Source organism: Paeniglutamicibacter sp. (genome assembly GCF_046714615.1).
Taxonomy (GTDB): domain Bacteria; phylum Actinomycetota; class Actinomycetes; order Actinomycetales; family Micrococcaceae; genus Paeniglutamicibacter.
The window spans coordinates 28,974-55,186 of record NZ_JBKKAP010000078.1 but is presented as its reverse complement, the minus strand read 5'-3'; the positions used below and the strand labels follow the sequence as shown (position 1 = coordinate 55,186).

General features: G+C 66.3%; 23 protein-coding genes and 1 other RNA gene. 16 read left to right on the top strand and 8 right to left on the bottom strand.

Annotated elements, in window-relative coordinates:
* The first annotated feature begins 18 nt into the window (after window positions 1-18).
* From ACLQ7E_RS08540 to ssrA, 9 genes are all read left to right on the top strand, one after another.
* Window positions 19-405 (top strand): hypothetical protein, encoded by a 387-nt coding sequence (locus tag ACLQ7E_RS08540; protein ID WP_411732152.1) that lies wholly within the window; start codon window positions 19-21, stop codon window positions 403-405.
* A gap of 173 nt (window positions 406-578) precedes the next feature.
* Window positions 579-1,694 carry a peptide chain release factor 2 gene (prfB, locus tag ACLQ7E_RS08535; RefSeq protein ID WP_411732151.1) on the top strand — a complete coding sequence of 372 codons (1,116 nt, stop codon included), beginning with the start codon at window positions 579-581 and terminating at the stop codon, window positions 1,692-1,694.
* A 281-nt stretch (window positions 1,695-1,975) separates the two neighbouring features.
* Window positions 1,976-2,782 (top strand): CoA transferase subunit A, encoded by an 807-nt coding sequence (locus tag ACLQ7E_RS08530; protein WP_411732150.1) that lies wholly within the window; start codon window positions 1,976-1,978, stop codon window positions 2,780-2,782.
* 3 nt (window positions 2,783-2,785) lie between these two features.
* Window positions 2,786-3,412, top strand: coding sequence for a CoA transferase subunit B (locus tag ACLQ7E_RS08525; RefSeq protein WP_411732149.1), 627 nt, complete (start codon window positions 2,786-2,788; stop codon window positions 3,410-3,412).
* A gap of 297 nt (window positions 3,413-3,709) precedes the next feature.
* The gene (gene ftsE / locus ACLQ7E_RS08520) at window positions 3,710-4,537 is read left to right on the top strand and encodes a cell division ATP-binding protein FtsE (RefSeq protein ID WP_411732208.1); all 828 of its coding nucleotides are present in this window, start codon (window positions 3,710-3,712) and stop codon (window positions 4,535-4,537) included.
* Window positions 4,534-5,448 carry a permease-like cell division protein FtsX gene (gene ftsX, locus ACLQ7E_RS08515; RefSeq protein WP_411732148.1) on the top strand — a complete coding sequence of 305 codons (915 nt, stop codon included), beginning with the start codon at window positions 4,534-4,536 and terminating at the stop codon, window positions 5,446-5,448. Before ftsE ends, ftsX begins: the two co-directional genes overlap by 4 nt.
* 53 nt (window positions 5,449-5,501) lie before the next feature.
* Entirely contained in the window at window positions 5,502-6,956 is a 1,455-nt protein-coding gene (locus ACLQ7E_RS08510) for a peptidoglycan DD-metalloendopeptidase family protein (RefSeq protein ID WP_411732147.1), read from the top strand.
* A gap of 56 nt (window positions 6,957-7,012) precedes the next feature.
* A complete protein-coding gene (gene smpB / locus ACLQ7E_RS08505) occupies window positions 7,013-7,495 on the top strand; it encodes an SsrA-binding protein SmpB (RefSeq protein WP_411732146.1) in 483 nt (160 codons plus the stop codon).
* A gap of 154 nt (window positions 7,496-7,649) precedes the next feature.
* Window positions 7,650-8,020: a transfer-messenger RNA gene (gene ssrA, locus ACLQ7E_RS08500) on the top strand.
* Between the two features lie 92 nt (window positions 8,021-8,112).
* Here ssrA and ACLQ7E_RS08495 read toward each other — a convergent pair.
* The 3 genes from ACLQ7E_RS08495 to ACLQ7E_RS08485 form a co-directional block, all read right to left on the bottom strand.
* On the bottom strand, window positions 8,113-9,888 hold the full coding sequence (locus ACLQ7E_RS08495; RefSeq protein ID WP_411732145.1) for a DUF222 domain-containing protein: 1,776 nt from the start codon (window positions 9,886-9,888) through the stop codon (window positions 8,113-8,115).
* A gap of 303 nt (window positions 9,889-10,191) precedes the next feature.
* Window positions 10,192-10,938 carry a PspA/IM30 family protein gene (locus tag ACLQ7E_RS08490; RefSeq protein ID WP_411732144.1) on the bottom strand — a complete coding sequence of 249 codons (747 nt, stop codon included), beginning with the start codon at window positions 10,936-10,938 and terminating at the stop codon, window positions 10,192-10,194.
* A 155-nt stretch (window positions 10,939-11,093) separates the two neighbouring features.
* Window positions 11,094-13,157, bottom strand: a complete 2,064-nt coding sequence (locus ACLQ7E_RS08485; RefSeq protein WP_411732143.1) for a TPM domain-containing protein — start codon at window positions 13,155-13,157, stop codon at window positions 11,094-11,096.
* Window positions 13,158-13,429: 272 nt separating this feature from the next.
* Here ACLQ7E_RS08485 and ACLQ7E_RS08480 point away from each other — a divergent pair, with 272 nt between their 5' ends.
* The 4 genes from ACLQ7E_RS08480 to ACLQ7E_RS08465 all read left to right on the top strand — a co-directional run bounded on the left by ACLQ7E_RS08480 (window position 13,430) and on the right by ACLQ7E_RS08465 (window position 17,966).
* Window positions 13,430-15,088: a trypsin-like peptidase domain-containing protein gene (locus tag ACLQ7E_RS08480; protein ID WP_411732142.1), complete on the top strand. Its 1,659-nt coding sequence runs from the start codon at window positions 13,430-13,432 to the stop codon at window positions 15,086-15,088.
* 321 nt (window positions 15,089-15,409) lie between these two features.
* Complete coding sequence (locus tag ACLQ7E_RS08475; protein WP_411732141.1) at window positions 15,410-16,231, top strand: electron transfer flavoprotein subunit beta/FixA family protein; 822 nt, start codon at window positions 15,410-15,412, stop codon at window positions 16,229-16,231.
* A gap of 19 nt (window positions 16,232-16,250) precedes the next feature.
* Window positions 16,251-17,204: an electron transfer flavoprotein subunit alpha/FixB family protein gene (locus tag ACLQ7E_RS08470; protein WP_411732140.1), complete on the top strand. Its 954-nt coding sequence runs from the start codon at window positions 16,251-16,253 to the stop codon at window positions 17,202-17,204.
* Window positions 17,205-17,210: 6 nt separating this feature from the next.
* Window positions 17,211-17,966 carry a PIG-L deacetylase family protein gene (locus ACLQ7E_RS08465; protein ID WP_411732139.1) on the top strand — a complete coding sequence of 252 codons (756 nt, stop codon included), beginning with the start codon at window positions 17,211-17,213 and terminating at the stop codon, window positions 17,964-17,966.
* Window positions 17,967-18,054: 88 nt separating this feature from the next.
* Here the strand turns inward: ACLQ7E_RS08465 and ACLQ7E_RS08460 are convergent, their stop codons facing one another.
* From ACLQ7E_RS08460 to folP, 5 genes are all read right to left on the bottom strand, one after another.
* Complete coding sequence (locus ACLQ7E_RS08460) at window positions 18,055-18,612, bottom strand: anti-sigma factor domain-containing protein (protein ID WP_411732138.1); 558 nt, start codon at window positions 18,610-18,612, stop codon at window positions 18,055-18,057.
* A 118-nt stretch (window positions 18,613-18,730) separates the two neighbouring features.
* Complete coding sequence (locus ACLQ7E_RS08455) at window positions 18,731-19,201, bottom strand: tRNA (cytidine(34)-2'-O)-methyltransferase (protein WP_411732137.1); 471 nt, start codon at window positions 19,199-19,201, stop codon at window positions 18,731-18,733.
* Window positions 19,202-19,296: 95 nt separating this feature from the next.
* Window positions 19,297-20,238, bottom strand: coding sequence for a J domain-containing protein (locus tag ACLQ7E_RS08450; protein ID WP_411732136.1), 942 nt, complete (start codon window positions 20,236-20,238; stop codon window positions 19,297-19,299).
* A gap of 58 nt (window positions 20,239-20,296) precedes the next feature.
* The gene (locus tag ACLQ7E_RS08445; RefSeq protein ID WP_411732135.1) at window positions 20,297-21,088 is read right to left on the bottom strand and encodes a dihydrofolate reductase family protein; all 792 of its coding nucleotides are present in this window, start codon (window positions 21,086-21,088) and stop codon (window positions 20,297-20,299) included.
* Window positions 21,088-22,071, bottom strand: a complete 984-nt coding sequence (gene folP, locus ACLQ7E_RS08440) for a dihydropteroate synthase (RefSeq protein WP_411732134.1) — start codon at window positions 22,069-22,071, stop codon at window positions 21,088-21,090. The genes ACLQ7E_RS08445 and folP overlap by 1 nt, the downstream gene beginning before the upstream one ends.
* Before the next feature lie 158 nt (window positions 22,072-22,229).
* On the opposite strand from folP, the gene ACLQ7E_RS08435 reads away from it, so the two are divergent.
* From ACLQ7E_RS08435 to mnmA, 3 genes are all read left to right on the top strand, one after another.
* On the top strand, window positions 22,230-23,141 hold the full coding sequence (locus ACLQ7E_RS08435) for a hypothetical protein (RefSeq protein WP_411732133.1): 912 nt from the start codon (window positions 22,230-22,232) through the stop codon (window positions 23,139-23,141).
* Window positions 23,142-23,226: 85 nt separating this feature from the next.
* Window positions 23,227-24,462, top strand: coding sequence for a cysteine desulfurase family protein (locus ACLQ7E_RS08430; protein WP_411732132.1), 1,236 nt, complete (start codon window positions 23,227-23,229; stop codon window positions 24,460-24,462).
* Window positions 24,459-25,595 carry a tRNA 2-thiouridine(34) synthase MnmA gene (gene mnmA / locus ACLQ7E_RS08425; RefSeq protein WP_411732131.1) on the top strand — a complete coding sequence of 379 codons (1,137 nt, stop codon included), beginning with the start codon at window positions 24,459-24,461 and terminating at the stop codon, window positions 25,593-25,595. Before ACLQ7E_RS08430 ends, mnmA begins: the two co-directional genes overlap by 4 nt.
* Window positions 25,596-26,213 lie beyond the last annotated feature (618 nt).

Below are 26,213 nucleotides of genomic sequence, written 5' to 3'. Positions count from 1 at the left end.
CAGAGATGAGTCACCGGCATGATCGCCATCTCGCTGCTGGCCATCAGCGTGGTGTTGGCGGCTACGTCGGTCAACGTGCAGGCGCACAAGCTCCTGTCGGTGGCAGACGGGGCCGTCGCCGCGGCGGCCGACAACTTCGAGCTCACGGCGGGCGGCGAGGACATTGCCACACTCCGATTGCAGCCGTCCGAGGTCCGGAACGCGGCGGAAAAGTACCTCGAGGACATCAACGCAGGGGCAGGCTTTACGAACCTGCACATCATCAGCGCCGGTGTGGAGCCCGATGCGGTGACGGCGCACGTGCGCCTTGGCGCCGTGGTGCATCCGCCCATCATCGGCTGGGTGGTCCCGCGTGGGGTGTCAATCCATGTCGATGCCTATGCCCGCACGCTGCTCTCTCGCTGAAAAGCGGGAGGCAGCTGGCCCACGCCTCCTGCGGGAACCGGGCGCGTGTACCCGCGCTCGCCGGTTGAAGCGGTGACGGCGACCTGGAGGGATCGTCGGTTGCGGTTCCCTCGGGCAGAAACGAGGGCCGAAGCAAAGGGTGGCGCCGTAAATGTCGTAGGCTGGGACCTACCATGGCTTCAACTGACTTTTCTGCCGAAATCAAATCACTGCGCTCCACCTACGCTTCCATCGAAGAGGTCTCCGATGTGCCGCGCATCCGTGCGGACATTGCGATGCTCTCCGAGGAAGCCGGTGTTCCCGATCTCTGGGACAACCCGGCCGCCGCGCAGGTGGTCACCTCCAAGCTCTCGCACCGCCAATCCGAGCTTGAGCGACTCACGAGCATCCGCACCCGCATCGATGACCTGGAGGTGCTGGTCGAACTCGCCGAAATGGAAGCAGACGCCGACGCCTTGCAGGAAGCCGAAACCGAGCTCAAGTCGGTACGCAAGGCCCTGGCCAACCTGGAAGTGGTGACCCTGCTCTCCGGTGAATTCGATGCGCGCGAGGCCGTCGTCACGATCCGGGCAGGGGCCGGTGGCGTGGATGCCGCGGACTTCGCCGAAATGCTGATGCGCATGTACCTGCGCTGGGCGGAGAAGCATGGCTACTCGACGCGGGTCATGGACACGTCATACGCCGAAGAGGCCGGCCTGAAATCCGCCACCTTCGAAATCAATGCGCCGTACGCGTTCGGCACGCTTTCGGTCGAGGCCGGCACCCACCGCTTGGTGCGCATCTCGCCCTTCGACAACCAAGGCCGCCGCCAGACGTCCTTTGCCGCAGTCGAGGTCATTCCGCTGATTGAACAAGACGACTCCGTCGAGATCCCGGAAAACGAGATCCGCGTCGACGTGTATCGTTCCTCGGGCCCGGGTGGACAATCCGTGAACACCACCGACTCGGCGGTGCGCATGACGCACATTCCCACCGGCATCGTGGTGTCGATGCAGAACGAAAAGTCGCAGATCCAAAACCGTGCGGCAGCGCTGCGCGTGCTGCAGTCGCGCTTGCTGCTGGTGAAGAGGGCCGAGCAGGACGCACAAAAGAAGCAGATGGCCGGCGACGTCAAGGCCTCGTGGGGCGACCAGATGCGCTCCTACGTGCTCAACCCCTACCAAATGGTCAAGGACCTCCGCACCGAACACGAGGTCGGGAACACCTCCGCCGTGTTCGACGGCGAGCTCGATGACTTCATCGATGCCGGAATCCGGTGGCGGGCGGCCCAGCGCCGGCCACAGTCCTAGGCAGCCACCCGCCTGACCCTGGCAGGACACTCGTCCTGGTGCCGGGTTGAAGCGAGAATCAAGGAGGTTCCGCAGGCACGTTTCACCACGTGCCTGCGGAACCTCCTTTTTCGTTTCCGGGAATGCTTGGGTCCCGATGGGTGAATTTCAGGCCTGGACGTCCTACGATGTGCCTACGAGGTACTCGCGGGCCGGTGGCCCAAGGCCACCATGCGGAAGGCCTGGTGCAGACAGGCCCGTGGTTCGCCGCATCGTCCACCCGCAATCCCAGGAGTGCAGGAATGCTAGACAAGACCTACGAATCTGCCGACGCAGCCGTGGCAGACATCCCCGAGTCGGCGTCCATCGCGGTGGGCGGATTCGGGCTTTCGGGCAACCCCAACGCACTGATCCAAGCGGTGCTGCAGACCGGGGTGGGTGACCTGAAGGTCGTTTCGAACAACTGTGGAACCGACGAACACGGGCTGGGCATCCTGCTGCGGGCGGGGCGGATATCAAAGATGACGTCCTCCTACGTCGGCGAAAACAAGGAATTTGCGCGCCGCTACCTCAGTGGCGAATTGGAACTGGAACTGACGCCGCAGGGAACGCTGGCCGAAAAACTGCGTGCAGGCGGGGCTGGAATTGCTGCCTTCTACACGCGTACCGGCGTCGGTACCCAGGTGGCCGAGGGCGGGCTGCCCCAGCGATACGGCCCCGGCGGCGAGATCGTGCAGGCTTCCGAGCCCAAGGACCAGCGCGAATTCGCGCCCGGCGGAGAGCCGGGGACCTTCGTGCTGGAGGAAGCCATCGTCACCGACTACGCACTCGTTCACGCTGCATACGGGGATCGTCATGGAAACCTGGTGTTCAACAAGGCCGCGCGGCAATTCTCTCCCGTGGCAGCGATGGCGGGAAAGATCTGCATCGCCGAAGTGGAGCACCTGGTGGAACCCGGCGAGCTTGACCCCGATGTGATCCACTTGCCGGGAGTCTTCGTGCACCGGGTGGTGGAGGTCGGGCCCGACATTGATAAGCCGATTGAAAAGCGGACGGTCCAGGCGGCCGTCGCTGAATCCAACGACGCCTCACACGTGAAGGAGGGCTAGGCAATGCCGTGGTCACGCAATGAAATGGCGGCCCGTGCCGCGCTTGAACTGCCCGATGGCGCTTATGTCAATCTTGGCATTGGCCTGCCCACGCTCGTGCCGAACTATGTTCCAGCGGACCGCACGCTGGTGCTGCAATCGGAAAACGGGATCCTTGGGGTCGGCCCCTATCCCGCCGAGGAAGATGTCGACCCGGACCTGATCAACGCGGGTAAGGAAACCGTGACGGTACTTCCCGGCGCCAGCTACTTCGATTCCGCCATGAGCTTCGCGATGATCCGCGGCGGCAAGATCGATGCCGCGATCCTCGGTGCAATGCAGGTGTCGTCCGGAGGGGACCTGGCCAACTGGGTGATCCCGGGCAAGATGGTCAAAGGCCCCGGCGGTGCCATGGACCTGGTCCATGGTGCGAAGCGCGTCATCGTCCTGATGGAGCACGTGGCCAAGGACGGCAGCGCGAAGATCGTCACCGAGTGCACCTTGCCGCTGACTGGCCGCGCGGTGGTGCAGCGCATCATTACCGATCTCGCCGTAATAGACATCACAGGCGCCGGTTTGCGGCTGGTCGAGTGTGCCCCCGGCGTCACGCCCGAACAGGTCCGGGCCGCAACGGACGCGCCGCTGCTGTAGTAGAAATCATTCCGAAGGTCGATGTCGGAACGGAAAAACCGAGACTTGGCGATGGTTGCGTCGAGGCCCCGCCCGATGTCGTGCCCAAGGGTTTTCGGGGCCGTCGGGTGATGCCGCGTAGTCCAGAAACCGTCACGCAGCGCGCGTTCACCTGGCTCACAGATTCGTGACACACCCGCTTTTTGTGCCAACTGTGTGCTGCCGGGACGGATAGAGTGCAAGAGCTGGCTTTGCAACTTCCTTCAACAAAGTCCCGTGCCTGGATCATGCGCCGGCGATCCCGCGGGCAGAGCTGCGATGATTAGATTCGAAAACGTCACGATGGTCTACGACCAAAAGTCACGCCTTGGTTCGGAGAACGCGCGCCCTGGCCTCGACGACGTAAGCATTGAAATTGACCGTGGTGACTTCGCGTTCCTTGTTGGCGCCTCCGGCTCCGGCAAATCCACCTTCCTCCGGCTGATCCTGCGTGAAATCGTCGCTACCGGCGGCTCCGTTCATGTTGCCGGGCAAAACGTCGCACGCATTCCCTCCTGGCGTGTGCCCAAGCTGCGTCGCGGCATAGGTGTCGTCTTCCAGGACTTCCGCCTGCTGCCGCAGAAGAATGTTTTTGAAAACGTCGCCTTTGCCATGCAGGTGGTGGGGGAGAGTCGAAGCGCGATTCGCGACCATGTTCCCGAGGTGTTGAAGCTCGTGGGGCTGGAGGGCAAGGAAAAGCGACAGCCGGACGAGCTTTCCGGCGGTGAACAGCAGCGAGTGGCCATTGCCCGCGCCATTGCCAACAAGCCGCAGATCCTGCTCGCCGACGAGCCCACGGGAAACCTGGACCCGGCCACGAGCGTCGGGATCATGAACGTCTTGGACCGGATCAACCAAAACGGCACCACTGTCCTCATGGCCACGCACGACGATGGAATCGTCAACTCCATGCGGAGGCGCGTCATTGAGCTGTCCCTCGGCAAGATCATGCGCGATGAAAGCGCGGGCGAGTACACCTCGATGATCCCGGTGATCAATCAGGATGGCACGCGTGAATTGCGACAGGCCGATCACAGTACGTGGCACAAGCCGTCAACCGGTAGCCAGGCCTTTGCACCGTTTGACACTGAGGACGACATGCCATGAAATTCGGATTTATTCTCGGTGAAGTAGGCACTGGCCTCCGCCGAAACCTCTCCATGGTGGTTTCCGTTATCTTGGTTACCTTCATTTCGCTGACCTTCGTCGGCACTGCTGCCCTCATGCAGATGCAGGTAACGCAAATGAAGGGCTACTGGTACGACAAGGTCCAGGTGGCCATTTACCTGTGCGGTGAACACAACGAAGGCACCAACTGCGCCGAGGGCGCGGTAACTACCGGCCAACGTGGCGAAATTGATTCGATGCTGGGATCGGCAGCGGTCAAGCCCTACGTGGACACCTTCGAATACGAATCGAAGGAACAGGCGCTCACCCACTTCCGCGAACAGTTCGAGAACTCGTCCATGAGCGAAACCGTGACGGCTGACCAGCTTCCGGAGTCGTTCCGGGTTTCCCTGGTTGATCCGGAAAAATACCAGATCATCAAGGAACTCTTCTCGTCGATGGATGGCGTCGATGTGGTGGTCGACCAGCGGGAGCTGCTCGAAAAGATCTTCTACATCATCAACATCGCGTCCTTCGTGGCCATAGGCATAGCCGGGGTCATGATCCTGTGTGCGGTACTGCTGGTTGGAACGACAATTCGACTGTCGGCCTATTTGCGCCGCCGCGAAACCGGGATCATGCGCCTGGTGGGCGCGTCAAAGTCTTCGCTCCAGTTGCCCTTCGTATTGGAGGGCGTCATCTCGGCGTTGATTGGTGCATTGCTGGCGTGCGGCGTTTTGTGGGCGGCGGTGAAGTTCCTCATCGACGGCAAGCTTGCCCTTGACTACAAGGACACTGCCTTCATTTCCACTGGCGAGGTTTTTCTGGTCGCACCGTGGCTGATCCTGCTGGGTGTGGTTTTGGCTGGTGTATCGTCGTTGGTAACCTTGCGGCGCTACTTGAAGGTTTAGGGCGGCGCTTACTTATGAAAGATTCAGTTCACCAAGGACCTCAAAGGACATTTATGTTAGCCAAAGCAGTATGGTGCCGCATTGCACGTTCCGGAGCCGTGGGTGCGTTGTCGATCGCTCTCCTGGTTTCCGGTGGCGTAGGCGCCCACGCCGATGAGCTAGATGACCGCAAGGTCCAGGTTGAACAGAACATCGATCACCTTGGCGAGGACCTGGAGGTCCTCGACGACGACATCAAGGTCACCGATGCGAAGCTTCGTGGATTGCAGGCCCAGCTTCCCGGGGCCGAGCAAGCCTTGGCCGATGCGCAGGGCAGGGTGCGCAGGGCCGCCGACGAGGCAGCCGATCTCGCGCGGAGGGTCCAGGCGGCCCGCGAAACGCGCGACCAGTTGAACGTCAAGATTGCCGAGGGCAAGGCGAAGCTGGAGGATTCCAAGCAAATCATCGGGCAGATAGCAACGGAAGCCTATAAGCGCGGAGGCGTTTCCTCGGACCTTTCCCTGTTGTTGAACGCCACTTCAGACGGCAACTTGGCGGCCGGAATGGATCTTGCCGACCAGGCCATGCGGTCGCAAAATGCCGCTCTCGATGCACTGTCGGAACAGTCGGCGACCGACGCCAATGCGAAGTTGCGATTGGCCGCGGTGGAGGCCGAGATCACCGACCTCAAGTCCGCCGCCGATGCCGCACTGGCGCGGGAGCAAGTCGCCCGTGACGACGCCGAGTCCAAGAAACAGGAACTCGACGGGATCATCTCCCAGACCGACGCGCTAAGCGCCGAACTACTCGCCCAGCGCCCGCGTATTCAGCAGAAATTGCGTGCCGAAGAGGCCAGCCAGGTCAAGATCAACGGGGAAATCAAGGAACGCCAGGAACGACTGATCCGTGAGGAAGCCGAGCGCAAACGCAAGGCTGCGGAGGCCGAGCGCAGGCGCGTGGCCGAAGCGAAGGCCAAATGGGAGCGTGAAGAGGCGGCCCGGGCCAAGGAGGCCAAGGAGGAAGCCGCACGTGAGAAGAAAAGGAACACGTACGTCAAGCCCAGGTACGTTGCCCCCGCGCCGCAGGCAGTGCCGCAGGAACGTAGCTCGTGGGGCCTGGTCAAGCCAGTTAGCGGCGGGCGGCAGACTTCAAGCTTTGGCTGGCGGCCCACCCCCGCGGGAACCATCGACTACGGTGGTCGTGGCGGTTACGTACACGCCGGGGTCGACTGGGGCTTTGGCGGACAGTGCGGCTCGCCGGTGTATGCTGCCGCGGACGGCGAAGTCTGGATGGCCGGCTGGGGTGGAACCTCCGGCAACAAGGTCACCATCAGCCACGGTGTGGTCAAGGGTCGGGCGTTGGCCACGAACTACCATCACATGCAGCGCATTGTGGTTGGCGTCGGCCAGAACGTCAACCAGGGCCAAATCATTGGCTATGTCGGCACGACGGGCAACTCCACAGGCTGCCACATGCACTTTGAAACCATCCTCAATGGCGCGGCCGTAAACCCATTGGGACTTCTCTAGCGGTAAGCTATAAGCTCGCCAAGTGACGAAATCACTCGCGGAGAGGAGTAGCCAACGTGTCTAAGAAAGACCCTGAACAGCGGATCGTTGCCAGCAACCGCAAGGCCCGGCATGACTTCGAGATTCTCGATACCTATGAAGCCGGAATGGTGCTCAGCGGGACCGAAGTGAAATCCTTGCGTGAGGGCAAGGCATCACTGGTTGATGGATTTGGCCAGTTCTACCGCAATGAGCTGTACGTAGAGAATGTTTACATTCCGGAGTACCTCAATGGCTCGTGGACGAACCACGCTGCCCGCCGCCGCCGCAAGTTGCTTCTGCATCGCCAAGAGCTGTTGAAAATCGAGCGCAAGATCAATGAGTCCGGCCTGACGATCGTGCCGCTGAGCCTGTACTTCAAGAATGGTCGCGCCAAGATCGAAATCGGCGTGGCGCGTGGCAAGAAGGAATACGACAAGCGCCAGAGCCTGCGTGAGAAGCAGGACAATCGCGAGGCGCTGCGCACAATGCGGGAACGCAACCGTGGAGCGCGTGAATAGCAATTTTTCGCATGTCGAGATTTCAGCGGCAGCCTGCATCGAGTGGGTGAAATTGGCCGGGGAATAGACATGGAGCGATTGTGCGTTAGACTGGATGCACACGGTTATTCCGTGTGGTTGGGGCAACGCAAGTTGCCCGTTGACAACAAAATACGGGGATGATCGGTTTCGACGGTGTGAGTCGCGACATGTGAAGCGGGCCGAGGATGCAAAGTTATCTCGTAAACGCTCTTTGCAAAACAATAAGTGCCGACTCAAAGCGCACTGACTTCGCTCTCGCTGCCTAAGCAGCCAGACCAGTCCGTTAGCCAGGGGATGCTATCGCCCCTGATCCTAACGTCATTTAGATAGCCACTGCGGGAAGTTAGCGTTACCGGAACTTCCTGCATAATTTAGGTAACTGTGCCTGGATCAGCCGCTTGTTTGCATGACGGCTGGGGCAGAGAAATTCCAACGCAAACTGCGCCCGGAGAAGACCTGGCAACACCACATCGGACGGGAGTTCAATTCTCCCCATCTCCACAATGAAGGCCCTGCGGATTTTCGGATCCGCAGGGCCTTTCTTGCGTTAACAAGGAGTCTCCGATGCGTGGAACCGTTGGGGGCTGCGGAACCGCCTAAAACAACTTTGGATTGGTTTGCCGCCGATGTTGCCAGTGGTCATTGCGGCGGGGAATCTGTTCCGGGTCGAGGTACTTGGGCAGCAAGACCGCAGGCAGGCCGTTGCTGTCCCGGACCAGCATAAGCTTCCCCGAATGGAAGTCATGGTGGTGGGCACTGCAGCCCGGGCCCGAATTCTCGGCGCTGGTCACCCCGCCGTCTTGCCACGAATCGATGTGGCAGATTTCGCAATGCTCGGGCGGCACAGTGCAACCTGGAACCAGACAGCCGCCGTCCCTGGCAAGAACCGCCTGCCGAATCTCGTCCGGGACGAAACGTTGTTCGCGACCGAGGTCGAGGATCTGGCTCTTGCTGTTGAAGACAATCGGCAGCACGCCTGCATCGCACAGCAACCGCCTGAGTTCACCGGGACTGATGTCGAGTCCGTGGGCGGTGATACCGGCCTGCTCGGCCAAACCCAGAAGGGTTTCGAGCTGGCAGTGAACCACCAGGGTCGCCCGGGCGAGGCCCTTGCCGCCTTTCCCGGCGTTTCCGCCGATGCTTTGCAAGGCATTGAGGATGGATTGCAGGCGACGCCGTGCCGGCGTGAGCCCATCGTGCCCGGGAAGGTCGGACTGCCAATCGCTGGCTGGCGGTCCGCTTGGGGAGCCCTGCGTTTGTGAGTCCGAGGCGTGGCCTTGGGCGGGCGCCTGACCAAGGTCGGTATAGGTGGCCCGGGGGAGGTCCTCGACCGGGGTTCCCGGATCCGCCGCCCATGCGGGGATGGGCGGTGCGTCATCGGGCTGCGGGAGGCCATCGTCATCGTCCGTCTGCGGATTCCGGGAACCGGTGGCGGCATCGCCGGCAAGATTGTCCCTGTTGCCGGCGGCGGTGCGCGGGTTGTCCGCATTGGCGAAATGGGAAAGGAAGATCTCCGCCTCGACATTGAGCATGCACAGGCTGAAGTACGAGAAGTGTTCGGTGCGGCGGGTGAGGAAGATTCCGGTCTTGGCGCTGATCTCTTCTTTGCCGGGCTCGCTGGGAGCCGAATCCTCCAACGAACGCTGCCAGGCGGTGATCAGCTTGCCGGCTGCCTGCGGGCCCTGGGTGTGCAAGGACTCCAGTACCTGGGCTTCCATGATGCTGGTCAATTGTGCGGGTTCGGGTTGCTTCTTGATGACGGGGGAGGCTTTGTCGAGCTTCTTCGCTGCCTGGATCGCATGCTTGGGGTCGATCGTTCCTGCCTGTGCGTCGGCCGAAAGCTGTGGATACCGTGCCGGGTGGCTGATCCCGTTGATGTCGATGTGGGGGAGCATTGCGTTGGTCGCATTGATGCGGTCGCGCACCTCGAAGTAGCCGGTCCCCAGCAGGTGCTGCAGGAGGTCAGCTGTGTCCTTGTGGGGCGGGCGCCCGGTCGGAGGGGTCGCGGGATCCGCCGGCAGCTCCACGTCCCCGGCCAGAAGGTGCGCGGGGTCTGCCACGGTGCTGGAAATCAGTTCCAAGGTCTCGACCGGCAATTCGTGCGCAAGCGTGCGCTGGGCGGCCTGGGCGGCAAGGATCTGGATGTAGGCAGTGCGCCGGTGGGCGCGTTCGACGATCAGCGCCAGCGCGGCGGCCTCGGTGGGGGAGGCGGTCCCGGTGGCCAGCTCCGTGGCCGTGACGATGAAGTACTCCTCTGCGGCGAGCAGTGAGCGCAGGCGATCGGCCCGGGCCATTGTGGGGCCGGGCTTGGAGCCGTGGCCGGGGTGCCCCCGGCCGTTGCTCGTGATCTGGGTGAACTGCTCGGTGTTCATGCCATTGAGCGTGGCTGATGCGGCGCCCGCTGTTCCAGAGGCAACGGAAATCTGTGGACAACTGCGCGGCGATCCATCGTCGATGGCGTCCCGGACGCCAATCCGCTCTCCCTTTTGTGCGGGGAAGCGGACGGTGCCCAAGGGAGGCCGGCGCTTCCGTGGCCTGGCCCGTCCCGTTCCCCGGGCAGCAAGAAGGGGGCGGACGGTGGAGGGGCATCGGCTCAATGCCGGTAAGCTCCGCCGCCGTCCGCCCCCGCATAAGCGGTAGCCCGGGGGCCGCCATGGTGGGTTGGGCCGGTGAGGCTACGCGCCCGAGCCGGTGGTGATCGAGGGCGCGGCCTTCGGCGCCTTCAACGCGGCGAGGCGGGCCTCGATCTCGGTCTGCTCGCCCAGGTCCTCCAGCGAGTTGAACTGGGCGTCGAGCGACGAGGAGGCAAGCTCCGCAGCGCCGCGCACGCGGGCTTCCTCACGGCGGATCTTTTCCTCGAAGCGGCTGACTTCGCTGGTGGGATCCATGATGTCGATGCTCTTCACCGCATCCTGCACCTGGTTCTGGGCCTGGGCGGACTTTGCCCGGGCAACCAGCTCGTCGCGCTTGGAAACAAGTTGCTGGCGCTTGGACTTCATGGCGTCCAGACCGGTCTTGAGCTTCTCCACGATGTCCCGCTGCGAGCCGATGGTCGGTTCGGCGGACTTTGCCTCCGACTCGGACTGCATCTGGCGCTCGATGGCGACCTTGGCCAGCGAATCGAACTTGTCGGCATTTGCGCCGTCGCCGCCGGAACGGAACTCATCGGCCTTGCCCGAGGCTGCCAGTGCCTTGTTGCCCCAATCGGAGGCCGCCTGGATATCTTCGTTGTAGTCTTCCTCGATCATGCGCAGGTTGCCGATGGTCTGCGCCACCGCCGTTTCGGCCTCGGCGATGTTATCGGTGTAGTCGCGCACCATCTGGTCGAGCATCTTCTGCGGATCTTCCGCCGAATCGAGCATGGCGTTGATGTTGGCCTTGGCCAGCTGGGCGACACGACCAAAAATAGACTGCTTTACCACGGTGAGACCTTTCGTTGACTGACTTGGTGAACTATTTACTTTGGCGCGTTTCCGGTGCCGGAACCGCTGTATTGCAATCTGGGGGCACGGAGCGGATGGCCGGGTTCCGTGGCACCGGCAGCAAGGGGCCGACGGTGCGCCTGCGAGGGCGGGCCCTAGAAGCTGCCTCCCGCGCCGTCGCCGAAGCCGCCGCCGAATCCTCCGCCGCCGCCTCCTCCGCCGAAGCCGCCGAAGCCGCCGCCGCCAAAGAGGCCGCCGCCGGAGTCGCCGGAATGCGAACCGCCGCGCAAGATGGAGTCAATGAGGATGCCGCCGAGGATGGCGCCGCCAAGCCCGCTGCCGCCGCCGCGGCCGCCGCCAAAGCCTCCGCCGCCGAAACCGCCGCCGAAGCCCTCGACATCGTTTTCAGCCTCGCGTGCGGCCTGGTCGGCCAGCGCGGAGGCGTGCTCGGCATGGGACAAGGCTGCGGACGGATCCGAGGGGGCCAGCCGCAGGGCCTCCTCGAGGTTGCGCTGGGCCTCGGCCAGGCGGGTGCGTGCGGTGGCGCCGACGCCGCCGCGTCGGGCCCTGATGAAGTCGTCGGTGCCGCTGATCTTCATCTGCGCGGTGCGAATGGCCGCCTGCAGGGATTCGGCCGCGCGGTTGGCGCGTTCACGCTGGTCGCGGATCTGGTTCAGCTGCTCATTGAGCGGGCGGAGACCTGCATCGACCTCGGACACGAGCGCCACCGGGTCCACCAGGCCGCTGCCGACCTGGGACTGGACCGAGGAAAGCGCTGCCTCCAGGACGGCGACGGAACCCGCAAGTTCCGGGTTGGACCCGTTGGCGACCAGGGCGCGGCCCTGGGCCAGGTCCTTGGCAGCGGTTGAAACCAGGGATTCGAGGTCGGCCCGGGCCTTGTCCAGGTCGTCTCCGGCATGGGCCACCGCGTCGAGCAGCACGGTTGCCTGGTGCACTGCGTCCTCTCCGGCCCGCACCGCCACGGCGGCCTCGGAGGATTCGGTCGCGGCGATCTTCGCCTCCGCGGTGAGCACCGCGGTGTTGGCGAAGTCCAGCCGGTCGGTGGCCTCGGCGATGTTGGTGTGGACCTGGTGCAGCGCGCCCTCGGTGTAGCGGGTGGCGAGTTCGGCGAGCTGGGCCTGCACGGTGCCGACGCGCTGGCGTATCGGCTCGATCCGGGCCTTGAGCGAGGCCGCGGCCGCGGGGGCGTTCTGTTCCAGCTCGCGCAGCGACGCAAATTCCTCCGTGTGCTGCTCCAGCGTCTCGTTCACGGCCTCGCAGCGGCGGATGATCTCCCCGAGCCAGGAACGCTGGTCTTCCTCGGTGTCGGGGATATGGTCATCGAGCTGCTGCTGCAGCTTGAAGGACTCGGACATGTGCTCCTTGGCGGCGGCGATGTCTGCGGCGAAGGGCTTGATGGCGTCCTCGCCGAATTGCGCCTGGGCGAAGCCGACCTCCTGCTCGGAGGAGCGGATGGCGTCGTCGGCGGCAATCAGCAGGCTACCGGCCTTGGTGCGCAGTTCGGGGATGGTGAATGAGGCCAGAGGATCCAGCGGCTTGCCGTCCGGGCCCACGGCCACCGGCGGGGGACCGGAGGGAAGTTTCTTGCGGCGCGCCAGCGCCCAGGCGGTGGCACCGCCGACGATCGCGACGCCGCCGACCAGGATCCATCCGGCGCCGCCGCCGGATCCACCCGAGCTGTCGGAGCCGCTCGACGCCTCATCCCCGGTGGGGGAGTTGCCCGCGACGACGTTCTCGATGCCGGTGACAGCGCCCAATGCCGCGGCGGCCCAGTCGTCCCGCGACAATTGCGGGCTGACCAGCTTGGTGAAGATTTCCTGGTCGTGCTCGACGATGTCGCCGTTCTCCTGGGAGACAAACCTTGCCTGGCGCTGCTCGACCGCTATGGCCAGGATCGAGTCGCTGCTGCCCATCTGCTTGGTCTCGGCCACCTCGCGGACCCAGTCGTCGGGGTCGTCGGGGTTGGAGAAGGTGTCCACGTAGATGACGAAGAGCGACTGGCCGGTGTCCAGGCGCAGCTGGTTCACCGCGTCGGTCACCTCGGTGGCGTCGGACCCCAGGGCCCGGGCCTGGTCCACCACGAATTCGCCCGGGGGAATCTGCACTGGGGAGTCGGCCGAGGCCGGCGGTGCAAGCATGAACAGGGACAAGATTCCTGCGGCGGCAACAAGTGCCATCCGCCGGGGGAGCGACTTCATATTTTTCCTTCACCCTTGCATGGTCGGCCGCAGAAACACCGGGTCGGGAGCGTGGCTACTGGCAACTTTCCGGTTTCTGCTGTCGATGTTGATTCTATGGGTGCGATGGGCGCGAGTCCACAGAATCGCCGGTGCATCGGGCCGGGGGTTATGGAATAGCGCATTCTCACAGCTGACACTCAGGTGCTCCTTTTCGCCGCCACAGCCCAAAAGGGCATAGTTGTAAACAGGAAACGCAGGATTACCCACCTTCAGGGATTGGAAGAACAGCCATGAGCGAGAACGAGTCCAAGAACCCGGGCACCCCGGGCGACGGCGAGTCGCAGCCCGAATCCGGTGCCGTGCCGCCGCGCCCCGTGACACCGCCGAGCACCCCCGCCAGCGGGCCGGATGCCGTGCAGCCCGCGGCCGGGGATCCTGCCGAGGCCGCCGGGCAGACGCCCGTGGCCAAGATCGACGGTGCCGCCGATCCCACCCAGGCACTGCCGCGCCACACCGGGACCCCGGCCCAGGGTGCCGCCGATGCCGCGCAGCCGCAGCCGCAGCCGCAGCCGCAGCCGCAGCCGCAGCAGCCGTCATCCCAGCCGGCACAGGAACACTCCTGGAACTCGCCGCAGCAGCATGCCGCCTCGCCCTACGGGACCCCGACCGCCGAGGACCATGCCTCGGCCTTCGCTCCCCCCGTGCCCCCGGCGCGGAACAACGCACCGAAGAAGTTCACCTCCGGCGCCCTGATCGTGGGCATGATCGCCGCCGCCCTGGTGGGCGCCGGCGGCGCGGTTGGCGCCAACTACGTGATGTCCTCCAACGGGACGGTTGCCACCAGCAGCCAAACGCCGCAGGGCGACGTGGTCATCAACAACCCGGAGAACGTCACCGCCGTCACGGCAGCGGCGGCCAAGGCCAGCCCCAGCGTCGTGACCATCGACGTCTCGGGCGCCGGGTCGGCAGGCTCGGGCTCCGGCATCATCCTGGACACGGCCGGCCACATCCTCACCAACACGCACGTGGTGACCCTGGGCGGCACCACCGGCAGCCCGGCGATCTCCGTGCGAACGTCCGACGGGAAGGTGCATGACGCCACCCTGGTTGGCACCGACCCGCTTTCGGACCTGGCCGTGATCAAGATCGAAGCGCAGTTCCTGGTTCCGGCCACCCTCGGCGCCTCCGGCGACCTGAACGTCGGGGACACCGCGATTGCCATCGGTGCCCCGCTGGGCCTGAGCGGCACCGTCACCGACGGCATCATCTCCACGCTGAACCGCACCATCTCCGTCGCTTCCTCGGCGGTGCCCAAGGAGGGCGAGGGCGCGGAGGAAAACGACGAGGGAAACCAATTCAACTTCCAGTTCCCCGGCGCCCCGGAGGAAGAGGACCAGCAGCAGTCCGGGTCCGCCGGCTCGATCTTCATCAACGTCATCCAGACCGATGCCGCGATCAACCACGGCAACTCCGGCGGCGCCCTGGTGGACGTCAACGGGGACATCATCGGCGTGAACGTCGCCATCGCCTCCTCCGGTTCCGGAGCCGACGCCTCCTCTGACAGCGGATCGATCGGCGTCGGCTTCGCGATCCCGATCGACTACGCCAAGCGCATCGCCAACGACATCATCGCCGACGGCTCGGCCTCGCACGGATTGCTCGGGGTCGAGGTGCTGGCCAAGCCGGCAGCGGTGAAGAGCGGCGGCTCCTCCTCCTTCAGCGTCGGCGCCGAGGTCAAGAAGGTCGTCGCGGACAGCCCGGCGGCCAAGGCGGGCCTGAAGGTCGGCGACGTCATCACCGGGGTCGACACCCGCACCATCTCCGACAGCACCTCGCTGACCGCCGTGATCCGCGAGCTCCCCGCCGGCGGCACCGCGGAGATCCACTACACGCGCGGCGGGTCCGAGGCCACGGCCACGGTGACGGTCGGGGAATCCCCGGCCGCCTGACACACGACACCCGGCGACACACGGCGCAACATGTCGTGTCTCGCAGGGCGAAACACGAAGAAATGCGCCGCAACGCGGCGAAATGTGCCCGAAGGCGGCGTACCCGCAAGGAGACCAGTTCCCCTTGCCGGCACGCCGCGTTCTTGGCGTCGGGGCCGCGAACCTGCCGCACGCGGCGTCCGTGGCATGGGATCGGGCCACTCCGGGCACCGATACGATATACGGGGGAGAAGGGCCGGTCCCGCCCGCCATTGGCGGCAGCGCGTGCGCACCGGCCGCACTTTCCCACGAAGATCTGTCCAAGTTTTCAGAAAGGCAGCAATGAGCCAGAACACCGGCACGCCCTTGAACATTCTCGTGTTGGTCAAACACGTGCCAGATGTCCAATTCGAGCGCCAGCTGACCGGTCCGGGGAATCGACTGGACCGCAAAGATTCCGTCCTGTCGGAACTCGACGAGTACGCCATCGAGGCGGCCCTGGCCCTGGCCGAGTCCCGCGGCGGAGACAAGGCAGGCAACACCGTCACGGCCATGACCATGGGGCCGGAAGCGGCAGCGAATGCCGTAAAGAAGTCCCTGCAGATGGGTGCCGCCAAGGGTGTGCACATCTGCGATCCCGCGCTTGCAGGTTCCGACGCCGGGGCGACCTCCCTGGTGCTGGCCACCGCCATCAAGCAGCTGGGCGGCTTCGACGTGGTGCTCACCGGCATGGCCTCGACCGACGCCGAAACCTCGCTGGTTCCCGCGCAGCTGGCCGAACGCCTGGGCGTGGCGCAGCTGACCAACCTCTCCAAGGTGGAGCTGGCACCCGGATCGAACACCCTGGCCGCGGTGCGCGAGGGCGAGGACGGTGCGCAGTCCCTGGAGGCCGCGCTGCCGGTGCTCGTTTCGGTCACCGACCAGGCCAACGAGCCGCGCTACCCGAACTTCCGGGGGATCCTGGCGGCCAAGAAGAAGAAGATCACCACGCTCACGCTCGCCGAACTGGGCCTGGCCGCATCCTCGGTGGGGGCCGCCGGGTCCGCGACCCGCGTCCTTGAGGCCGCGCCGCGCCCGCCGCGCACCGCCGGGGAAATCATCACCGACTCCGGCTCGGCCGGCATCGCGCTGGTGGACTTCCTCGCCGACGCCAAGCTGATCTAGCACCCACAAGGGGAAAAACATGTCGAACATTTTGGTATACATCCACGCCCCCGCCGGCACGCCAAGCAAGGGCCAGCGCGAACTGCTGGCCCTGGCCGCCCGCCTGGGCCAGGCCGCCGCGGTGCTGGGCGCGCCGGCAGACGACGCGGCGCTGGCCGGGCTGGCCGCCGCGGGCGCCACCGGGTTCTACGCGGCCGCGGGCGGCCTGGACACGGCAGGGCTCATCGCCCCGGCCGTCTCGTTGCTGGAGGCTGCGGTGCGCGAGTCGGGGGCCGCGGCGGTGCTGCTGCCCAACACCATCGAGGGACGCGAAATCGCCGCACGGACCGCCGTGCGCCTGGACGCCGGGGTCATCACCGACGCCATCGACGTGGACGGCGAACTCACCGTGACCAAGTCGGTGCTCGCCGGCAGCTACACCGTGAAGGCGCAGGTCACCCGCGGTCCGGCCCTCATCACGCTGAAGCCCAACAGCATCGAGGTGCCCGAGGTCCAGCCCGCGGCCGGAGCAATTGCGCCGGTGCACGAGCTTGAGCTCGGCGACTCCGCCCCGGCGGCCCGCATCACCGCGACCGCCCCGCACACCGCCACCGGGCGCCCGGAACTCTCCGAGGCCCGCTTCGTGGTCGCGGGCGGCCGCGGCGTCGATGGGGACTTCGGCCCCGTCGAGGACCTGGCCGACGCCCTGGGTGCTGCCATCGGCGCCTCGCGCGCGGCCACCGACGCGGGCTGGATCGACCACTCCGCACAGGTGGGACAGACCGGCACGACGGTCTCCCCGCAGCTGTACATCTCCGCCGGCATTTCCGGGGCGATCCAGCAGAAGGCCGGCATGCAGATGGCCAAGACCATCGTGGCGATCAACAAGGACCCCGACGCACCGATCTTCGAGATCGCCGACCTGGGCATCGTGGGCGATCTGGCCACGGTGCTGCCGCAGGCCGCCGCCGAGATCCGCCGGCGCAAGGGCTAGGCGGGCATGGGCATCTTTGACCCCGCGACCCAGCGGGTCCAACGGGTGCTGTGCTTCGGCGCGCACCCCGACGACCTGGATTTCGGCGCCTCGGGCACCGTGGCGGCCTGGACCGCCGCCGGAGTGCAGGTCGAATACTGCATCATGACCGACGGGGACGCCGGGGGATTCGATGCGCGCACCGCGGCGGAGATCACCGCCACCCGGCATGCCGAGCAGCGGGCCGCGGCCGCCCTGGTGGGCGTGGACACCGTGCATTTCCTGGGGGAGGCCGACGGGTTCCTCGAGCCCAACCACCGCGTCATGAAGCAGGTGGTGGCGCTGATCCGCACCTTGTGCCCCGACGTGGTCCTGGCCATGCACCCGGAGCGGAACTGGGACCGGATCCAGCGCTCGCACCCTGACCACCTGGCCTGCGGCGAGGCGGTGACCCGCGCCATCTACCCGGCGGTGGAGAACCCGTTCGCCTACCCGGAGCTGCTGGAGGCGGGCCTCGAGGCCTACAAGCTTCCGTGGCTGTGGCTCTACGGTGCCCCGCAAGCGCGGGAAAACCACCGGGTGGACATCACCGAGGTGTTCGAGCTCAAGCTGGCGGCGCTGCGCCAGCACCTGAGCCAGCACCCCGATGTCCCGGCCATGGAACGCTATGTGCGCGCCCAGTGCGAGGGCCAGGGTGCCAAGGCAGGGCTTGCGCCAGGCGCGCTGGCCGAGGCGTTCCATGTGGTGGCGGTCAACGCCGCCGACACCATCGCCGGCTTCTAGCGCCGACGCATTAAACGACTGTGGGCCGTCTCCCTCTTGAGGGGAGACGGCCCACGGTCGCATGCGGCGCGGGTGCGCGGACGGTGCGCTACTTGGCCTCGGGCAAATCAAGCACTGCAAGCGGCTCGGTGCTCGGGGCGGTGCTGCTGCCGTCGGAGGGCTCCAGCGAGACCATGACGGAGGCGATCTTGTCGACGCCGTTGAATCCCTCCTGGACTGGCTCCTCGGACGTGGCGACGTTGGCCAGCAGGGTGGGCCGGTCAGTGGAGGCCTCGATGAGCCACACCGAGTAGGTCTCGCTCGGGTCCAGTCGGGGCAGGTCGGTCAGCTCGACCATGCCGGCGTCGGCCTTGGCCGAGGTGGTGAGCACCGCGTGCCCGCCGCCCTCCAGGTCCACCTGCACGACGACCTGGTCGGAGGCGCGCTCGACCTTGGAGACGTAGTTGGTCGGAAGCAGGTTCACCAGGCCGGCGACCAGGCCGATGACGATCACGGCCAGGGCGGCAACCACGAACATCCACCTCTTGAGCGGGCGCCGGGCCGGGCGCTCGGCATCGGTGGACACCGCATCGACAAGATCCATGCCGAGGTCCTCGTCGTTTTCGTCGCCGCGGTGCCCGGGGGTGGCGGGATCGGTGCCGGTCATGAGTTGCCGTCCTTTGAAAATCGAGTGGAGTGGCAGGGGAATGCCACGTGTAAGCATAGGCCAGAAGCCTAGGTATTTAGTGTGTGCCGGCTGGAACCCGGCGGCACGGATGCGGTGCCTAGCGCGTGCCGGTGCCGGCGAAGCCGTGCTGGCGCCAGGCCTCGTAGATCGCGATGGATGCCGAGTTGGCCAGGTTCAGCGAACGGCGGGCCTCCAGCATGGGCAGGCGCACTGTCGCGGTGACGTGCCCATCGGTCTTCACCTCGGCGGGCAGGCCGACGGACTCGGGGCCGAAGAGCAGCACGTCGCCCGGCTCGTAGGACACATCGGTGTACATCGTTTCGCCCTCGGAGGTGAAGGCAAAGACACGCGAGGGGGCCAGGGCCTCCCAGGCGGAGGCCAGGTCCTTGTGGACGGTGACCACTGCCAGGTCGTGGTAGTCGAGGCCGGCGCGGCGCAGCTTGGAGTCCTCGAAGTCGAAGCCCAGCGGCTCGACGAGGTGCAGCTCGGCGCCGGTCACTGCGGCCAGGCGGATGGCGTTGCCGGTATTGCCGGGAATTTCGGGAGTGTAAAAAAGGATTCGGAACACGCACCCCAGTTTACGGTGCGCCGGCCCCGCCAGTGGCAGGGCCCGGTCCGTGGCGCGGCCCCGGGCCCCCGTGCGGGGCATGGGGGCCCCCGTGGCTAGTACATTCCGCCGAGCAGGCGAGCCAAAATCGTGCGATCCACCACATGCGGGGCGGGACCGGTGCCCAGGAACATCTTCATTTCCCGCACCAGGTTGATGGCGTTGACGACGTTCAGCGCATTCATGGGCCCGGGTTCGCCGCCGTGGGCGTAGTCGATGACCGGTTCGTGCAGGTTCCCGTCCGGGGCCAGGATGACGGTCCAGCCGGTGACGTTCAGCTCGGGGAAAAGCCGCTGCATGTCATGCACCAGCGGGGCGATGCGCGGAGGGTCGATGTGCTTGCCGTCGCGCAGCAGCGAGGCCCCGTCCCAGCGGTAGACGCCCTTGGGCAGCATCATGGAGTGGATCAGCGCCAGCCGGTAGCCGCCGAGCATGACGTGGTCGATGTAGCCGCCGCCCGGGCCGTGCAGCCCGTTGACCAGGCGCGCGGAGGGCAGCGACGGCAGCACCCGGCGGGTGAGCAATTGCACGGTGCGGTTCTCGCGCGCCAGGCGGGCCTGGGCGCCGAAGATCCCGCGCTTGCGCGGGGTGCCGTGCATCTGGCGGATGGATGTCGCCCTGTCGATGGCGCCGGGGGCATCGAGGTCCGGGACATAGACGGTGGCATCGGTGGCCGAGGGGCGGGCGCCACCGGTCTCAAAGCGCATCGAGCCGCCGCCCGCCATGCCGCCGCCCGCCATGCCGCCGGGGGCCCCGGGGGCGGGCGCCTTGCCGCGCAGGTAGCTTGATTCGGTGCCGTAGCTGCGGTCATAGCGGGTGCGGGCCGCCGGGTCGATGAGCGTTTCGTAGGCCAGCGTGGCGCGGGCAAAGTCCCCGGCGTCTCCGCCATGGTCCGGATGGGTCAGCCGGGCAGCCCGGCGGTAGGCGGATTTGATCTCGGTGGCGCTGGCGGTGGGGGCAACGCCCAGGACCTCGTAGTGGGTTTGCCGCTGGGCCACGTGGCTGCCTTTCGGATCGGGAGAGCAGGCATCGATGCGCGATGTTGCTCAAGCGATCCTACCGGTTGCCGGTGGTGGTTTGCCCGGAGGGACCACTCCCGCCGGCTTGCGGCCGGCGGTATTCGGCCAGCAGGCCGCCTTCCTCCTCGAGCAAGAGGTGCAGCGCCAGCTCGCGGGGCGTGTCCGTGGCGGTGCCGCGGGCAATCCTGCGCGAGTCCCCGGCCACCAGCAGGGGGGAGAAGGTCACGCAGAGGCTGTCCACGGCGTCGGCCCGCTGGAAGTCGCCAAGGAGCGTGGGCCCGCCCTCGGAATGGATCACGCGCAGGCCCCTGCCATGCAGCGTCTGGATGATCCACCGGGGGTCGATGGCGGTACCCGGTGCGTCGGAGGCGATGACCTCGGCCACCGCGCCCAGGGCAGCTGCCCGCCCGGGGTCCGCCGCAGCGGAGGTGAGGACCAGGATCTCGCCGGGGTTCCGGGTGAAGAGGTCACCCTCGGCATCCAGGTCCAGGTGCCCGGAGACCACCGCCAGCACTGGACGCTCGGCCATGCCGCGCTCCAGCCGCCAGGCGCGCGACGGGGCATCGAGCAGCTCCCCGTCGTAGCCCTCGGCCCTGACGGTCCCGGCACCGACCAGGATCACGTCGGCCGCCCGGCGCAGCAGCATGAACACGCGCTTGTCCGCCGTGGTGCCCAGGGCCCCGGAGAGGCCGCCGAGCGTCGCGGCCCCGTCGATCGAGGAGACGAAATTGAAGCGGACGAAGGGGTCCGCGCCTGACGGGGGCGCGTAGGAACCGAGCAGCGCCGCGTCGTCGAGGTCGTCGGCCGGCTCCGGCAGCAGGCGGCGCATCAGGCGTCTTCCCTGGCGGCCGGGCGGGAGGAGGGGCTGTCGAGGAACGCGGCGCCGGCAAGCGGCGGACCGGGGTGTGCCGGGGGATTGACGTCGCCCATGTTGTGCAGCAGGTAGGCCGGCTCGCGCCAGCCCATGGCGGCCTCGAGCATCCGGATGGTGGAGACCGATTCGGGGATGTTGTGCATCCGGATGATCCGTGCCCCGTTCATGATGCACATGGTGGCGGCGGCCATCGAACCCGCGGTGCGTTCGGACTTGGGCAGGTCGAGCGACTCGCCGATGAAGTCCTTGTTGGAAACCGCCGCGAGGCTCGGGTAGCCAAGTGCGGCGATGGCCTCGAACCCGGCGGTGATGGCCAGGGTGTGCAGCGTGTTCTTGTTCAGGTCGTGCCCGGGGTCCACGATGATCTTCTCCTCGGCGATCCCCAGGGAGCGGGCGAAGTCGACCTTCCGGCGCAGGTACCCGGTGACCTCGGCGAGAACGTCGTCGTAGGTCGGGCGCGGGTAGATGGTGCGCGGTGCAGCGAGCGAGTGGGTGATGACCAGGTGCGCCCCGGCCTTCGCCACCACGCGCCCGAGCTCGGGGTTGCTCAGCCCGGTGGTGTCGTTGATGACGTCGGCCCCCGCGGCCATGGCGGCGGAGGCGACCTCGGGCAGGAACGTGTCGGCGGAGATGATCACGTCGCTTTGCGCCCGCACGGCCTCGATGACAGGGACGATGCGCTGGGCCTCTTCCTGCCAGGATAGGGCGGGTCCGGGGGAGAAAGGGACCCCGCCGATGTCGATCCAGTCGGCCCCGGCATCGACTGCCTCCAGCGCCGCATCCACCGCGGAGCCCAGGGCGAAGGTCGCCCCGGAGTCGTAGAAGCTGTCGGGGGTGCGGTTGATGATCGCCATCAATGCGACCTGCGTGCTGAAATCGATGCTGCGGTGCGCAAAGCGGTGGACCGGATGGCGAAGTGCGGGTAGATACATGCTCATGCGGGCTCCTTGCAATGATCTGTTAGACCATTCTTACCAGTTTTAGAAGGTTTTGGAAGGATGCGGCTGGCTCTCCGCTGCCGACCCCGCTGTCGATCCGGGCGCCAGGGGCGGACGGTCGGGCGCGCCACGGGCGCGGGCTTCGGTACCCTGTATGAATGACTTTGAACTTCGTCGCACCCGATGCCGGCGCATGGATTGTGCAGGCCCTGCAGGAACAAGGCAGGGACGCGGACACCGCAAACCTGGTCGCCGGGCAGGTGCCGCGCGGCTTTGCCGCCTATGCACGGATCTTCCACCCGGCCATGGGCCCGGACGGACAACCGGTGCGCTGGGATGCGATCGCCAAGCGGCGCGGGAGCACCATGCACGCCCTGGCGCAATTCGCCGCGCTCTCCGGCATCGGCGAGGACGGCGTGCCGCTGGCCGAGGACTCCTGGGAGGGCGAGGCCCCGGGCTGGGACGGACTGGGGGCCGACGAGCTGCGCGCCATCGCCCCGGTGCTGGCGGCGCACACCGGGACCCCCGGCGAAATCCACCTGGCGCTGTGGAACGGGCTCGCGTTCATCCACGGCGGGGACCAGGTGGAGGTGGTGATCGAGGACGACCCTGCCCTGGGAGCCCAGGAGAATGCGCAGCGCGCCGTGGAGCTTGCAGCCCAGGCCAAGGCACCGGCATTCTCCGATGAGATCAGGAACGCCCCGACGTTGCAGATCGGCTCCGGCTATCGCTCGTTCTACGTCTTTTGCGGCGATGCCGACGACTTGGCCAGCCCGCTGTGGGCACGGACCTCCCTGGGCGAACAGCGACAGTCGCCCAACCTGGCCTGGCCCCGGGACCGCGCCTGGCTGCTGTCCACCGAGCTGTATGAGGACTCCACCATCGTCGGCGGCAGCCGCGAGCTCATCGACGCCCTGCTGGGTTGCTCCGGCATCGAGGCCTGGGAGGTCGATGCCGACTCCCGGCTCGATGCAGCGGGAGACACGCGCAACGAGCTTCCGGAGCCAGACACCGAACCCTTCGACCCCGAGGAACTGGCGGGGGAGTACTTCCAGGGGGAGGGCAACTAGCCAACCCGCGGGTGCCAGGGAGCGGGCGGGGCGCTGTGAGCAATCACTCCGCCCCGGAAACCGGCAACAGGGCTAGAATTGTTCGGTGTCCACGAGCCCCATATACCTAGACCACGCAGCAACGACACCCATGTCGGGCCCCGCGCTTACGGCCATGACCCATGAGCTGGCGCAGACAGGCAACCCCTCATCGTTGCACGGCGCCGGCCGCCGCGCCCACCGCGTCACGGAGGAAGCCCGCGAACAGCTGGCCGCCGCCGCCGGGGCACACCCCTCCGAGGTCATCTTCACCTCCGGCGGCACCGAATCGGACAACCTCGCCCTCAAGGGCCTGTACTGGAACCGCAACGCCGCCGACGCCTCACGCACCCGCATCATCTGTTCGGTCATCGAGCACCACGCTGTCCTCGACACCGTGGAGTGGCTCCAGGCCCACGAGGGGGCGAATGTCACCTGGCTGCCGGTGGACGCCGACGGGGTCATCGACCTCGCGGCCCTCGAATGCGAAATCGCGAAGAACCCCCACGACATTGCACTGGTCACCGTCATGTGGGCCAACAACGAGGTCGGCAGCGTCCAGCCCCTGGCCAAGGTCGTCGCGCTCGCCGACCCCCACGGCATCCCGGTGCACTCCGACGCCGTCCAGGCCTTCACCTCGGTGCCGACCCGCTTCGCCGACTCCGGGCTGGCCACCATGGCCGTCTCCGGGCACAAGATCGGCGGGCCGGTGGGAATCGGCGCCCTCTTCGTGCGCCGCGATGTTGTGCTCACCCCCGTGCAGCACGGCGGCGGGCACGAACGCGCGCTGCGCTCGGGCACGCTGAACGCCGCCGCCGCCGCCGGGTTCGCCGCGGCGGCCACCGAGGCAGCTGCCAACCTGGAGGCCGAATCCGAGCGCCTGGCCACGCTGCGCGACGCACTGGTCGAGGGGGTCGACAGGCTGGTTCCCGAGGCCGTGTTCAACGGCACCGCGGACCCCGGACACGCAGGGACCCGGCTGCCGGGCAACGCGCACTTCACCTTCCCGGGCTGCGAGGGCGATTCGCTGCTCTTCGTGCTGGACATGCTCGGGATCCATTCCTCCACCGGCTCGGCCTGCACCGCCGGGGTCCCGCGCCCTTCCCACGTACTGTTGGCCATGGGGCGGGATGAGGCGACGGCACGTGGCGCACAACGCTTCACGCTCGGGCATACAACCGGCTCCGCCGACGTTGAGAAGTTGGTGGCCGCCTTGCCCGAGGCCTATGCACGGGCAAAAAAGGCGGGCATGGCCGCACAAGTCAGCAGCATCCAAACGGCAGGGACAGGGTTTACACGATGAAGGTTTTGGCAGCAATGAGCGGCGGGGTCGACTCGGCCGTTGCGGCGGCACGCGCAGTCGAGGCCGGCCACGAGGTCGTCGGCGTCCACCTGGCCTTGAGCCGCATGCCCGGAACCTTGCGCACCGGCAGCCGCGGCTGCTGCACCGTCGAGGACTCCAACGACGCCTGGCGGGCGTGTGACAAGCTCGGCATTCCGTACTACGTCTGGGACTTTTCCGAGCGCTTCAAGGAAGACGTGGTCGACGACTTCATCGCCGAATACGAGGCCGGCCGCACGCCCAACCCCTGCATGCGCTGCAACGAGCGCATCAAGTTCGCCGCCCTGCTGGAGAAGGCCATCGCGCTGGGCTTCGATGCGGTCTGCACCGGGCACTACGCCAAGGTGATCCGCGATTCCGAGGGCAACCCGGAGCTGCACCGTGCCGCCGACTGGGCCAAGGACCAGTCCTACGTGCTGGGCGTGCTGACCCACGAGCAGCTGGAGCACTGCATCTTCCCGCTGGCCGAGACCCCCTCCAAGGCCGAGGTCCGGGCCGAGGCCGAGGCCCGCGGGCTCTCGGTGGCCAACAAGCCCGACAGCCATGACATCTGCTTCATTCCCGACGGCGACACCCGCGGTTGGCTGGCCGAGCGCATCGACATGACCAAGGGCGAGATCGTTGACCAGGAGGGCAAGGCCCTCGGCGAGCACGAGGGCGCACACGCCTTCACCGTCGGTCAGCGCAGGGGCCTGAAGCTCGGCACCCCGGCGTCCGACGGCAAGCCGCGCTTCGTGCTGGAAATCCGCCCGAAGGAAAACAAGGTCATCGTGGGCCCCGAGGCCCTGCTGGCAGTGGACGAGCTGCGCGGCATCCGGATCTCCTGGGCAGGGCTGCCCATCGCCGATGCGACAGCCGGCACCGAATTCGACTGCATGGTCCAGGTGCGCGCCCACGGGGACCCGGTCGATGCCCGTGCCCGCGTCGAGGCGCAGGAGGACGGCAGCAACGTCCTGGTGTCCACGCTCATCGAACCGATGCGCGGGGTGGCACCCGGCCAGACCATGGTGATCTACCAGGGCACCCGCGTGTTGGGCCAGGCGACCATCGATTCGGCCCGCTCGACCGCCTGGGACCCGTCCCTGGTGTCCTGACGGACCCCAAGCAGTTTTCAACTGATCAATGCTCGGTGCGGAAATCTCCGCACCGAGCATTGATGTTTGACGCAAAAGGCCGTACGGGCGTACGTCAGCTACCGCTGTGCCGAGCCCGTTGCGATTCCACTGGACCGTCAGTGATTTTAGGCCGAAATAACGCGCCACTTCTCGCAGCCGACAGTCCCAAGGTGGCACATGGGCCGGCGTTCCATGGGAGCCCCTGCCGGGATCGAGAGACAACGACCGTCACACGCCGGTAGGACTTCGCGCAGTGTCTCAGTGACATATTCCCAGGACCTCAGTCTTCAAGACCGTGACGTTAGCCGTTGCACTCAGTCATTGTCGTAGCGATGCGAAATCAAGATCCGATGGAGCCTGATCGCGCGTGCCATGGTGAGTAGGAAGCCGGAACCCGACTCTGGGCTCGAATTCGGCGGAATCCAGTGTGGACAGCCGGCAGATTGGGATTCGGCGGCGCTTCGGAGATTCTCCAGGCCGAGTCCCTATTCTTTTTGGGCGCTTCGCAAGCGAGCTGCCCGACCACCGCATCGACAGTGGGTTGACGGTCCATCATGCCCAACCAAAGAATCCAACCCGAAATCTCCAAGGCTGTTG